Source organism: Pedomonas mirosovicensis (genome assembly GCF_022569295.1).
GTDB lineage: Bacteria > Pseudomonadota > Alphaproteobacteria > Sphingomonadales > Sphingomonadaceae > Pedomonas > Pedomonas mirosovicensis.
Window position 1 is genome coordinate 857,158 of sequence record NZ_JAKFIA010000001.1, and the last position, 12,393, is coordinate 869,550.

Genomic DNA, 12,393 nt, shown 5'->3' on the forward strand with positions numbered 1-12,393 from the left:
GCTGGGGGGCAGCAGTGTATATTTCCGAGATCTACGCGAGCGGCTTCCGGTGCTTTGATCCGAATGCCCCATTGCAGTTGAAGCTCTCACCCGGTCTCAACATCCTCGTGGGGCCGAACGACGCCGGCAAGAGCGCGATCATCGACGCCGCCCGCTATGTCCTCTGGACACGCGGCGACGATTATATTCGCCCTGACGAAAACGACTTCCATGTCGGTGCGGACGGCGTTCGTGGATGCGACTTCATCGTGCGCTGCACCTTCGACAACCTCAACGCAGACGAAGAAGCCCGCTTTCTCGAATGGTGCACCAACGAAAAGGGAAAGCTTCGGCTGCACGTTTGCATGCGCGGCGCTCGGCGCGTCGGACCAGGCGGCGGCAGCATCATCTCCAGCCAGCATCGCGCTGGCGCCGAAGGCGAAGGACTGCCGCTAGACGGAGAGCTGCGGGAGTATCTGAAGGCTACGTACCTCAAGCCGTTGCGCGACGCGGAACGCGAAATGCGAGCGGGGCGCCGCTCGCGCCTCTCGCGCATCCTCGGCGCGATGCCCACGATGGGGCCACAAAGCAAGCCGGCGGCGCCGGGCGCCAACGCTACGCTGCACGATACGCTCGCTGCCGCGGATGCCGCGGTCCGAGGCAACCCCGCCGTGGGAGGGGTCGCCAGCAGCGTGAACACCGATTTTCTCGACAAGCTGTCATTCGTCGAGGATCGCCTCGTCGCGACGCTGGACCTGGGCGCAGGTGGTTCCTTCGATCAGATCCTCGAACGGTTCGAGCTCTATCTCAACGCCAAGGCAGGCACCGAGCGCGTGCAGCGCGGATTGGGCTACAACAATCTTCTGTTCATGGCGGCCGAGCTGCTGCTGCTTCAGTCGCACCCCGACCAGGTTCCGTTCCTGCTGATCGAGGAGCCGGAAGCGCACCTGCATCCTCAGCACCAGACGCTGTTCATGGAGGTGCTTGCAGCCCGCGCCGCCAAACCGGACCTCAAGAAGGACGAAACGCATCAACAGGTCCAGGTCCTGCTCACCACTCATAGTCCGCAGCTCGCGGCGGGCGCCGAGCTTGAGACCATGACGATGATCGTCGGTCACCGCGCCTTCCCGCTGGCGGCGGCGCACACCCGCCTCGAAGTGGACGATTACGAGTTTCTGCGCCGGTTCCTTGATGCGACCAAGGCCAACCTCTTCTTCGCCCGCGCGCTCATCGTCGTCGAGGGTGACGGTGAACATCTGTTGCTGCCCGCGATCGCCGAGAAGCTCGGACGTCCGCTCAGCCGATATGGCGTCTCGCTCGTCAATGTCGGCCACCGTGGCCTGTTCCGATACAGTCGGATTCTGCAGCGCAGAACCGGGAGCGCGATCCCGGTGCCTGTGGCGCTGATTCCTGACAGAGACATTCCACCGGCTGAGGCGAAGGCCCTCGTCGGTGATCGGAAGACCGAAAACGAGCTGACGGAGGACGAGGTCGCTGCGCGGCTGAAGACGCTACGGCGTGACGTTGGCGACCCGGTCGACGCCTTTGTCGCCGACAGTTGGACGCTCGAGTTCGATCTCGCGCTGCGGCCCGAGCTTGCCGCGAGCGTCCACCAGGCGGTCCAGCTCGCAAAGACCAGCAGCCGCAAGCCCGAGCGGCTTGCGAAGATCGTGCAGAAGGCCAGCGAAACCTACGCGGGCTGGAAAGAGGCTGGGCTCTCTGCGACCGAGGTCGCCGTGAAGATTTACCAGCCAGTCCATGACAAGGAGGCCTCCAAAGCCGAGGTCGCCGAGCAGCTTGCCGCCATACTGCGCCAGCGCACGGATACGCCGGAGCAGATGCGCGAGCTGCTCCCGCCCTATCTGGTGCGCGCGATCGACTACGTGACGGGTGGCTATATCCCCGGAGTGCCGGTCATCGCCGAGCCCGAGGCCGAAGACGAGGACACCGGTGTCGTCGGGTCGGACGGCGCGGCGGTGGCGAAGGCGTAGCGGCATGTTCGAGATCTTGCCGCTCACGCCCGAACTGCTGGCCGAGCTTGGTGACGAGCTGGGCGGCTGTGATTTCACCGATGCGAGCCAGATCGACTTCCTGGCGAAGGCCGCTCCCTGTGACGTGCAGGCGGCGCCCGGCAACGGCAAGACCACGCTGCTGGCGGCGAAGCTCGCGCTGCTCTCGCGCAACTGGACGACCCGGAGGCGCGGCGTCTGCGTCATCTCGCATACCAACGCCGCGCGGACCGAGGTCGAAGACTTGATCGCCCGTCATCCGACTGCAGCGCGGCTGATGACCTATCCCCATTTCACCGGCACGGTCACAGCCTTCATAAACCAGTATCTCGCCTTGCCCTATCTTCGGGGCTTGGGCTGGCACGCGCGCCAGATCGATGACGATGCCTTCGCCGCTGAGGCGCTGCGGCGGTATCCGGGTTGGCGCGTCCTCGACAACCTCGCCAAAAACCAAAAGCTCAAGCTGAAGCGCAGGCTCGAGGAGTGGATTGCGCTTCTCGATCTGGACCCAGCCTTTACGGACACCGCGACGGAGCCCAGCGCGCTGGCCGTGCGCTGCCGGAAAGGGCAATGGGGTGCCCACACCGATTGTGGGAAGGCGCTCGAATCCCTCAAGGCCTCGATGGTCAAGAGTGGGTTCTATCGCTACGCCGACATGACCGCGCTCGCGTGGCGCGCGCTCCGCGAAAACCCGGCGCTCGCCGAGCGTCTTCGCGTCCGGTTTCCGCTCGTCATTCTTGATGAGGCGCAGGACACACATGGCGACCAGCTCCGGCTGCTGGAGCATGTGTTCAAACATGGCGGGGCGGCATTCCAACGCCTCGGGGACAGCAATCAAACCTTGTACGAGGACGATGGAGCGGCACCGAACTATTGGACGCCAGGGCCAGGTTGCATCCCTCTCGATACGAGCCGCAGGTTTGGCGGGGAGATCGCTGGCTTTGCAAGCCGGCTGACCGCGCGCCAGGCTCAGACCATTGTCGGGCTGGGAGCACGCCCGGCGTCGCGCGTGATGTTCCTTTTCGATGAAGCTACGATCGGGGGGTTCTCGGGGCCTTCGCCAAAGAGGCACGCGCGCTGTGGGGCGCGGATTGCGGCACGCGCGACATTTGGGCGGTGGCGTCGCGCCACAACCTGGCTGGCAAGAAAGGGGCGTGGCAGCCCAAAAGTCTTGTCGACTATCATCCGGCGTATCGCAGCGAGGGCGGCTCTCGATCAAAAGCGAACCTCCTTTGCCGGCAGCTTCAGAAGGCTGCGGTCCACCATGCGGCGGCGCGCCCGCCCGCAGAGGTCGGCGAGATGCTCGCGGCTGCGGTGTCTGGGCTGGCGCGCGCTCATGGGTGGAAAGCGGCGAATGACCGACCGATCACCGGGCACAATGTCTGGACGGCGCTGGCGTACCGCAATCTCGCGCTGCCGCGCACCATACGTCGGCTGTTGCGCGACCATGTGCTTGCCGGCGCTGCGGTGTGGGAAGAGGCGGCATGGCAGGCGTTCATGGAAGCGTTGCTTCCGCTCTTCAGTCCGCCTCCTCAGGGTTCCGAGGACGATATCGCCGATTTCTGCGCCTTCGTCGCCGAGCAGAAGGCCGATCTTGCCGACCCCAAACGCCGCTCCACGAAACAGGTTCAGTTCGACGATCTCACGTTGCGGCTGGGATCGATCCATTCGGTCAAGGGCAAGAGCGTAGATGGCATCCTCGTCGTTGAGAGCGAGGTTTGGAAAGGCAGTGGTGTAGACGAGCGGTGCATCGACCTGAGCGCGGTGCTTCCACACGCGTTCGGCGTTACCGACGAGCTCTTTTCAGGGGTAAGGCTTACCGCCGCGACGAATGTCTTTGTGGGCGTGACCAGGCCTCGCGAGTTGCTGGGCCTCGCGATGCGCAAATCCGAAGCAACGGTCCTGATAGGCGCCGCCACGGATCAAGGGTGGAGGGTTATCGACCTGGTTGCGCTGGCTGCGGAGTTGAAGGGTTGAGTGGGCCTGTATCGACAACGGGATTGGGAACCTCGGCCAAGTTGATCGGTCTGACGAAGCACACCAAGCATGGACACGTACCTAGCCCTGTCTTTCCGCACGTCGTAGCGCCGTCGGTTCATCCGACCTTGTCCTTCACTTCGATTGCCTTGGCTGCCGCGGTCGCGAGGACGGCGACGGCTTGGGAAGATGCGCCCTTATCCTACTCGAAGCCGGTGGCACCACCCGGGACCGGCGCGCGGAATCTGACAACTGACTTGTGCGGGCCGCGCTATAGCGTAACCATCTACAGATTCGATCGAGCGAGGGCGCAGTTAGAATTAAGGGGGCGCGACATTTGAACGCCGAGATAAAACCAACGAAGCATGGTGCTCCGGGGCAATATCTCGGCTTTGCGCTTCAGCCCGTACGAGCGTTCTATCACCTGCTTACCGCGCCTAAAGGCGCCAAGGTTGCTCTTGAGCTGCAAGACGATGTGTCAGTCCATTACGCCGATGGCAGTGTTTGTCTTGAGCAGACGAAGAGCGCCCTGAAGCAAAATCCCATCTCGGACTGGGACGAAGACCTTTGGAAGGCCTTCGATAACTGGCGGGTTATGCTTGATGCCGGGCAATGCCAGGCGGCATCCGCCACTTTTCGGCTGTACGTGACGCCCGCGAAGAAAGGGGCCTTCGCGGAGGCGCTCTCCGCGGCCGCGTCCGACGAAGAGGTTGATGCCGCACTCGCCGTCATCAAGGCGAAGCTCCATAAGAAGAAGACTCCGCCAGCTAGCGCGGCCAAGGTGTTGGCGTTGCTCGATGCGCCCGAGGACCATCGCCATGGTCTCTTTGGGAATTTCGAACTGGAGGCGGATGCGGACGATCCACTGGAAAGCATCAGGGATCGTCTTCGGCCGTCGATTGCTGAGGCCCATATCGACATCATCGTCCGCTCAGGTATCGGCCAAGCGAAACAAGCAATGGATCGACTGATCCAGCGGGGCGAAAAGCCCATCCTCGACGCGGAGGCCTTCCGCCGCAATTTCCATGCCTTCATACGCCAAAACAACCTGCCTGGCCTGCTGGCGTCGCTCAGCGAGTCGCCCGATGACACGCTGATCGCTGGCATGGCCGCGGCCCGGCCGGTGTTCGTCCGGCAGCTCGAACTCATCGAGGCGACCGAAGAGGACCGGCTTCGCGCCGTCAGCGACTATCTTCGCGCCTCGGCAGACAAGGCCGATTGGGCCGAGCGAGGCGAGATATTTTCCGGCAGCCTGGACGGTTGGGACGAAGATCTCCTCAAGAAGTACGGCATGGCTAAAGGCGACGTCGCCGATCTGCACGGGGAGAAGTCGGCGGCGCTCCAGGGCCGGCTGATTTACCGTCAGTGTGCTCAGCATGTCGCCCCCCTCGAAGGTCGGGCGGTTCCCAGTCATTTCGTTCACGGCAGCTTCAACGACCTAGCCGATCGCCGCCGCCTTGGCTGGCACAGCGATTATCTGACGCTGCTCGAAGGGGATGGCAAATGACGGCCTTATCTACCTTGGGGCTCACCGAACTCGATATCGTGCAGAACCCTGCGATCGGCGCTTATCTGATTTGGCAGTTCACGCTGGGCTATCAGGAAGACGGGGCCGAAGCGGCGCCGATCCCATTGGCGTTCCTGGTGCTGCCGATGCTTCTGCACCGGCAGACGTTCGACGAAGTGGCATCAACGCGAAAGGCGTCAGGCCTGGCGCTGTTCGCGGCGAAGTTCGACAAGGAGCGGGAAATCCTGATGGGCATTCATGGGCGCGCGGTCCAACTGCGGCCTCTCAGCCTTCAGTCGATCGGCGTGGCCGCGACATCGAAGCTCGTTCGGATCGATTACGATACCGCCCAGCTCCGCGGATATCCGCTCGATCTTCTCAACGCCGCCAAACCGAGACTGCCCGAACGACTGAAAGGCTTCGCGGCGGCGGCCGACAAGCTCGGCTACTGGTTTTCCAAGCTCGGTTTGGCGCAGGTGGCCTCCACGCTGAGGGTGGACTTCTAATGTATTTTCAACTGCGCAAACTCATTCTCTGGCCCCGGCACGATGGCGAACCGCGCATTGTCGAGTTCCACCCAGGTGTCGTGAACGTCATTAGCGGCGCCTCGAAGACCGGCAAGTCCGCCGTGATCCCCATTATCGATTATTGCCTGGCGTCCGATAAATGCGCCATCCCGGTCGGTGTCATCCGAGAGAATTGTAGCTGGTTCGGCGTGCTCATCGACACGGTCGAGGGGCAGAAGCTGCTGGCGCGGCGCGAACCCGGTGACAAGCAAAGCACCAGCGACATGGTCATGATAGAGGGGCCCGAGGTCCAAATCCCGGCGCGCATTGAGGACAAGGGAACCACCACCCAGGTTGTCAAGGCGATGCTCAACCGGCTCGCGGGTCTGACCAACCTCGATTTCGAGCCGGAGGCGGATTCGAACTTTAAGTCGCGGCCGAGCTTCCGCGACCTCATGGCCTTCACCTTTCAGCCGCAAAACATCGTCGCCAATCCCGACGTCATGTTTTTCAAGGCTGATACAACCGAGCACCGTGAGAAGCTCAAGACAATCTTCCCCTACATCCTACAGGCTGTGACGGCGGACATCCTTCAGGCCCGGTATGAGCTGGACCGGCTGTCGCGTATCCTCCGCCGGCGGGAGAACGATCTGAGGGCTTTGGTGACCGCCGCCAACACATGGCGGATGGAAGCACAATCCTGGCTCCGGCAGGCGATCGAGTTCGGATTGCTACCGCCCGACCAGGTCATCCCGTCGGATTGGCCGGAAATCCTCGATCTGCTCCGCAGAGTCGTCGAAGCCAATGGGGATGCCGCGCATCCGACTCTTGCCGGTGTCGATACCGCGCTCGACCGGCTCCAAGCGCTTCGAGCCGAAGAGACCGTGGTTGCCACCGAGCTGACACGGCATCGTCAGCGTCTCAGCGAACTGCGCCGCCTGTTGGAAAGCAGCGACATCTACGGCAGCTCGCTCCGTATTCAGCGCGACCGCCTCGCCCTGTCCGACTGGTTGCAAAAGCTTTCCGCGGACGCTGAAGCGAGCGAGCCGGTCGCGCTTATATCGGACGGCGGCAAGCAGAAAATCGACCAGCTCACGGACGCACTAGCCTCGATCGAGGTTCGGCTTCGAACCCATCCGAGTGTGTCCGACACGCTGGATCGCGAAGTGCTTCGTCTCCGAGCGGCGGCAGAAACGCAGCTCGTCCGGCTCAACGAGATCCGCCGGGAGATCGGCGTGCTCGAGCGGGATTCGAAGGCAGCCAAGCAGGCGATCGACCGGTTTGACCGTATGGAGCGCTTCCTTGGCCGTCTGGAACAGGCGCTCGAGCTATACGACCGCACCGACCAGTCCGCCGGTCTGCGGCAGGAGATCGACGCGCTCAAGGCGCAGATCGCTGAGCTACAGCGAAAGGTTTCCGAGACCGAAATCGGGCGAAAGCTCCGCAACGCGATCGATAGCATCGAGGCAACAACGGGGCGACTGATACCCCGCCTGGATGCCGAGTGGCCGCATGCGCCGGTGCGGCTCATGATTCCGGATCTCACGGTCAAGGTTATTCGAGGCACGCGCGACGACTACCTCTGGGAAATCGGTAGCGGCGCCAACTGGCTGGCTTACCATGTCGCGCTAACGCTCGCCCTTCAGATCTTCTTCCTGGACCTTCCGTATCATCCCGTCCCGGGTCTCCTCATTTACGACCAACCCAGTCAGGTCTATTTCCCGCGGCGGACTGCCGGGGATAGCGATGCCGATCCCGTAACTTGGCGCGATGAAGATGTGGTTGCGGTGCGGAAAGTCTTCGCGCTTCTAGGCGAGCAGGTCGGTGCTGCACGGGATCGACTGCAGGTCATTGTGCTCGACCACGCAGATGAGGATGTTTGGGGCGACCTGCCCAACGTCATTTTGGCCGAGGAATGGCGCGAACGCGCACTGGTGCCATTCGAGTGGCTGGAAGAGGAGTGATTTCGGAACCAGTTCGATATTGAGCCGACTGATGGCTAGGCAGTCAGCGGCGGCGCCTCGCGGGCCTGACGCGGATACATTAGCGCTTGCGATTCAAGCGGAAAGGGAAGTCCGGCAGCGATTAAGTATCGCTGCTCTGCGAACCGTGATAGGAATTGATCGACGGTACTTTTTTGAGGTGCGTTGCGTGCACCGCCGACCCTTGATAGGCATCTGTCGGGCGATCGATCTCGATAGATGTCGAAACCCTGCAAAAAAATTTGCACGGAAATCTCCCTTTAAAATCAATACGGTATGATTTTGACGGCCCGTGGGTCGGCCCTCTGGTCTGAGGGCAAGAAAAAACTAAGCTAGATCAATGACCTATTTGGGTTTTGAACAATTGAGTGGGAGTGATCTGAGGTCTGGCACTGGCCGGTATCCAGAGGCACCAAAACACAATCAAGCCCGCGTAAAAGCGGGCTTTTTTGTTTCTGGGTCTGGCATCGGCTGGCACATTTGGGCATCGCCAGGTGCCGCTTCGGCGTATCCATACAGAACGACGACGCAACACCGCCTGGCCGCTGGTGGTCGCGGCATGGCGATGGTGCGTTGCGGCTTCGCGCGCGCGGGGGTGTCGCCCAATATCGAAAGCTTATAACCTGACTTGCTACCACCACCGGGCGCGCTCGGCACGATGCGCTATGCTGCGTCGGCCATTCAAGTTCTCGAGGTCCTATGTCTCAAGTCGACTGGTTGAGCCATCTCCTGCAAATCATCACCGTTACCGGCCAGCTCGAGGTCCGCTGCGTCTACGGCGCGCCATGGCGTGTTGTCTGGGCCAGGGTGGCGGCGAACGAGATCCCCTACCATGTCATCGTCAAGGGCCGGGCCATTTTCGAGGACCCGGAATCAAGAACCGTGCAGGAGCTTGTGAGCGGGGATATCGTGCTGCTCCCCCATGGTTCGGCGCATGTGCTGCACGACGGGAGCGGGCAATCGCCAGTCCGCACGCACGAAAGCCGGGGCGCCGCAGGATGGATGCTGAGCGAGAACGATGGGCAGGGTGAGCAACTGGACCTGCTGTGCGGACGGTTTTTCGTTGCGCCGCCCCATGATCGGCTGATCCGGAACTACCTGCCCGCAAATCTGGTCGTGCGGGCCATGGAGCATCAGGCAGAGGAGGGCATCGGATCGGCATCGCGCCAGCTCTCCGGTCTCGTCGGGCTAATGCGAATGGAGGCCGCCGGTGACAGGGCGGGAGGACGCGCCATTCTCAACGCGCTTTCTTCGGTCCTGTTCACTCTGGTCCTACGCGCCGCGAGCGAAACCGGAAAATCCACCGAGGGCTTGTTGGCCCTGGCCGGCAATCCGCGGCTGGCGCCAGCCATTGCGGCGATGTTCGCCGACCCGGCGCGGCCCTGGAAGCTTCCCGATCTGGCCGATTTGTGCGGCATGTCGCGGGCGACGTTCATGCGCCAGTTCCAAGACAAGTTAGGCCGCTCCGCCCTCGACCTGTTGACCGATCTCCGCATGAGCGTGGCCGCCAACGAGCTTAAAAAGCCGAGGATCAGCACGGAAGTCGTGGCCGAGACGGTCGGGTATCAATCGGTTTCCGCGTTTCGGCGCGTCTTTACCGACAGGATGGGGATGACGCCAGGGGATTGGCGCCGACTGGCGCTCAAGAGCGAGTAGCCCCCCCTCGCGGCTTGGCATTGGGTGATTGTCAGTTTGATCCTTTTGAGCATCATATTGATCTGATACAGTCTCGAAAATATCTCTCTTGCCCGTAAATTGGCTTCCGTCATCACTTGATGAGGGAGCCACCCAATGACCTGTATCAGCGTCGCCGCTACCGAACCTGTCCCCGGTGCAGTCGGCGAAATCCATGCGCGGACCGCAAGGCGCAAGAGCAATTCCGCGACGAATGCGGTCATCGAAACAATCCTGAGCCGTAGCGCCGCCAAGTACTACGACCCGACCGCCATCCTGAGCGACGAGCAAATCCGCGATCTGGTGCGGATCGGCACTTCCGCGCCGACATCCTTCCACCTGCAGAACTGGCGCTTCATCGCCGTGCGCTCGCCTGAAGCGAAGGCGCGTCTGCGTCCGATCGCCTGGAATCAGCCGCCGATCACCGAAGCTGCCGTTACCTTCATCATCATCGGTCAGTTGGCCGATGCCAGCACCATCCCCGAGCGCCTGGCGTCGGTGGTGGAAGCCGGAATCATGCCGGCACACATGGTGCCGGAGTGGGAAAGCCCCGCTCGCGGTCTTTATGACAATCAGCCCCAAAGGCAACGCGACGAGGCCGTACGCTCCGCGACCTTCGGCACCGCGGCGATCATCTATGCGGCCCGCTCGCTGGGCCTGGGCTCGACGCCGATGATCGGTTTCGACGCAGAGGCCGTGCACAAAGAGTTCGGCCTGGCCGAAGACGAGATCCCGGTCATGCTGCTGACCGTCGGGCCGGAGCGGGCTGGCAACTGGCCGCAGAAGCCCCGCATGCCCGTGGCCGACGTGCTTGACTTCGCATAATCCCCAAACATCTCAAAAACTTATGGAGACTAAGATGACGAGAACTATTGTCCTGAAGCCGGAACACGTGCCGGCTGAATCGAAGCCGACCCTCGATGCGTTCACCAAGAACATCGGGTTCACCCCGAATATGATGGCGGCCTTCGCGCAAAGTCCTATCGCGTTCAATGCGTGGGCCACGCTGCTCGGCTCCCTGAGCAAAGCGCTCGACGTGAGGACACGCGACAGTATCGGCCTGGCTGTCTCCGAAGTGAACGGCTGCAACTACTGCCTGGCGGTTCACAGCTTCACTGCCGAGCATATGGCCAAGCTGCCGGCCGATGACATCATCCTCGCCCGAAAGGGTCATGCCAACGACCCGAAGCGGGACGCCGCCGTCCAGTTTGCACGCAAAGTCATCGAGGCCCGCGGCCAAGTCGGCGACGCTGATTTGAAGGCCGTCCGCGATGCTGGCTACACCGATGCGAACATCATCGAGATCGTTGCGCTTGTCGCCATGTACTCCCTGACGAATTTCTTCAACAACGTGTTTGATCCCGACAAGGACTTTCCCGCAGTGGCGCCGGCCGGCTCGATCTGAGCCCTGCCAGTGGCATCAGCCGCCTCCGAGGAACCTTGGAGGCGGTTGATGCGGGAGCGTCCTAGCCATTGGGATCGGTCGCATGAACATCCTCCATATTGATAGCAGTCCTCGCCCGGAATCGCATAGCCGCGAGCTTTCGGCGGCAATCGTTGAAAAGCTGCTTGAGGCTGCGCCGGGGGCGAGCATCAGCCGGCGTGATCTTGGGGCCGATCCCTTGCCCCACGCCGTGGCCGACTATGCGGATACGCTGTCGTCGCCGGCCACCTTGGCGGCTCCGCTAAAGGGCGCTTTGGATCTGTCCGAAACGCTTATTCGGGAAGTCGAAGCGGCTGATGCGATTGTCATCGGAACGCCCATGCACAACTTCACCATTCCCTCGGTCCTCAAGGCGTGGATCGACCAGATCCTGCGCGTTGGCCGCACGATGAAATCAACGCCCGCCGGGAAGGTGGGAATGCTTCGGGATCGTCCGGTTTTTATCGGCGTCGCTTCCGGCGGCGTCTTCATCGGCGACCGCGCAAATCAGCCTGACTTTCTGACGCCTTACCTGACGCTGGCGCTCAACTCCATTGGGCTGAGCACGCTGCAATTCCTCCCTTTGCAGGCCACCGCCTTTATCGAGGGGGACCGAGCCCCATTGGCCAGGGAGAAGGCACTTGCCGCCATCGACTTGACGGTTATGGAAAAGCTTCGAGCCGTCGATGATTGCCCTGCAGTGTTCTCAGGTATCGGTAGACCGTATCGCGATGCGCGCCCCCTGCTCCTGGGAGCGTCGCGCTGGAAGCATTCTGAGGGCGCGCCGCAAGGCCTTGGCACGTCCGCATCATAACCCTCCGGCCTTCGCCGGACTAAAACCTGGGGGTCCCTTGATGATGTCACCTACCGGTACGCTTCCCCAAATCGGCGACAGGATCACCGACAAATCAGCACCGCCCGATGACAGCGCCATCCGCGAATGGATCGGGGCAGACGCGTTCGAACACTGGGCCGAGCTGCGGAACTGGATTGACGAATTTTACCCTGGGATTTTCGCGCCGGACTGGCTCTACGGTGGTAAGAACCGCGGTTGGTCCTTGCGCTACAAGAAAACCAAGGCGTTCTGCACGTTGGTGCCAGAATACCGGCGGCTTTCGGCTGTCGTGGTCATGGGCGGCGCGGAACGAGAGAAGTTTGAGGAGCGACGTTCTGTCTGGCGCCCGCAATTGGTCAAACTCTACGATGAAGCCAGAACATACATAGACGGGAAATGGCTGACACTTGCCATCGCATCGGCAGATGATCTGCATGATGTGATGGAGCTTCTGATTATGAAGCGCCCGCAAAAGTCGCGTGGTTGAGGGCCACAAGAATC

At 61.9% G+C, this 12,393-nt stretch carries 10 protein-coding genes and 1 pseudogene; all 11 read left to right on the forward strand.

Annotation, left to right across the window (positions count from 1 at the left end):
* Positions 1-14: 14 nt before the first annotated feature.
* The 11 genes and pseudogenes from L0C21_RS04060 (at position 15) to L0C21_RS04110 (ending at position 12,379) form a co-directional block, all read left to right on the forward strand.
* Entirely contained in the window at positions 15-1,970 is a 1,956-nt protein-coding gene (locus tag L0C21_RS04060; RefSeq protein WP_259277142.1) for an ATP-dependent nuclease, read from the forward strand.
* Positions 1,971-1,974: 4 nt separating this feature from the next.
* Positions 1,975-2,793 (forward strand): annotated as a pseudogene (locus L0C21_RS16835) (UvrD-helicase domain-containing protein); the annotation flags it as partial.
* A gap of 311 nt (positions 2,794-3,104) precedes the next feature.
* Positions 3,105-3,965: a hypothetical protein gene (locus L0C21_RS04070; RefSeq protein ID WP_259277144.1), complete on the forward strand. Its 861-nt coding sequence runs from the start codon at positions 3,105-3,107 to the stop codon at positions 3,963-3,965.
* A 337-nt stretch (positions 3,966-4,302) separates the two neighbouring features.
* On the forward strand, positions 4,303-5,472 hold the full coding sequence (locus L0C21_RS04075; protein ID WP_259277145.1) for an ABC-three component system protein: 1,170 nt from the start codon (positions 4,303-4,305) through the stop codon (positions 5,470-5,472).
* Complete coding sequence (locus L0C21_RS04080; protein WP_259277146.1) at positions 5,469-5,978, forward strand: three component ABC system middle component; 510 nt, start codon at positions 5,469-5,471, stop codon at positions 5,976-5,978. Before L0C21_RS04075 ends, L0C21_RS04080 begins: the two co-directional genes overlap by 4 nt.
* Positions 5,978-7,942, forward strand: a complete 1,965-nt coding sequence (locus tag L0C21_RS04085) for a DUF3732 domain-containing protein (protein ID WP_259277147.1) — start codon at positions 5,978-5,980, stop codon at positions 7,940-7,942. Before L0C21_RS04080 ends, L0C21_RS04085 begins: the two co-directional genes overlap by 1 nt.
* A gap of 717 nt (positions 7,943-8,659) precedes the next feature.
* Entirely contained in the window at positions 8,660-9,616 is a 957-nt protein-coding gene (locus L0C21_RS04090) for an AraC family transcriptional regulator (protein WP_259277148.1), read from the forward strand.
* A gap of 135 nt (positions 9,617-9,751) precedes the next feature.
* Positions 9,752-10,459 (forward strand): nitroreductase family protein, encoded by a 708-nt coding sequence (locus L0C21_RS04095; protein WP_259277149.1) that lies wholly within the window; start codon positions 9,752-9,754, stop codon positions 10,457-10,459.
* 34 nt (positions 10,460-10,493) lie between these two features.
* Positions 10,494-11,039 (forward strand): carboxymuconolactone decarboxylase family protein, encoded by a 546-nt coding sequence (locus L0C21_RS04100; protein WP_259277150.1) that lies wholly within the window; start codon positions 10,494-10,496, stop codon positions 11,037-11,039.
* Positions 11,040-11,121: 82 nt separating this feature from the next.
* The gene (locus L0C21_RS04105) at positions 11,122-11,871 is read left to right on the forward strand and encodes an FMN-dependent NADH-azoreductase (RefSeq protein ID WP_259277151.1); all 750 of its coding nucleotides are present in this window, start codon (positions 11,122-11,124) and stop codon (positions 11,869-11,871) included.
* Between the two features lie 40 nt (positions 11,872-11,911).
* A complete protein-coding gene (locus L0C21_RS04110) occupies positions 11,912-12,379 on the forward strand; it encodes a DUF3788 domain-containing protein (protein WP_259277152.1) in 468 nt (155 codons plus the stop codon).
* Positions 12,380-12,393 lie beyond the last annotated feature (14 nt).

What these genes read in the sequence shown, in the direction of transcription:
- L0C21_RS04105 (WP_259277151.1), top strand. Translation starts at nt 11,122, where the DNA reads ATGAACATCCTCCATATTGATAGCAGTCCTCGCCCGGAATCGCATAGC.
- L0C21_RS04090 (WP_259277148.1), top strand. Translation starts at nt 8,660, where the DNA reads ATGTCTCAAGTCGACTGGTTGAGCCATCTCCTGCAAATCATCACCGTT.
- L0C21_RS04100 (WP_259277150.1), top strand. Translation starts at nt 10,494, where the DNA reads ATGACGAGAACTATTGTCCTGAAGCCGGAACACGTGCCGGCTGAATCG.
- L0C21_RS04095 (WP_259277149.1), top strand. Translation starts at nt 9,752, where the DNA reads ATGACCTGTATCAGCGTCGCCGCTACCGAACCTGTCCCCGGTGCAGTC.
- L0C21_RS04085 (WP_259277147.1), top strand. Translation starts at nt 5,978, where the DNA reads ATGTATTTTCAACTGCGCAAACTCATTCTCTGGCCCCGGCACGATGGC.
- L0C21_RS04080 (WP_259277146.1), top strand. Translation starts at nt 5,469, where the DNA reads ATGACGGCCTTATCTACCTTGGGGCTCACCGAACTCGATATCGTGCAG.
- L0C21_RS04110 (WP_259277152.1), top strand. Translation starts at nt 11,912, where the DNA reads ATGATGTCACCTACCGGTACGCTTCCCCAAATCGGCGACAGGATCACC.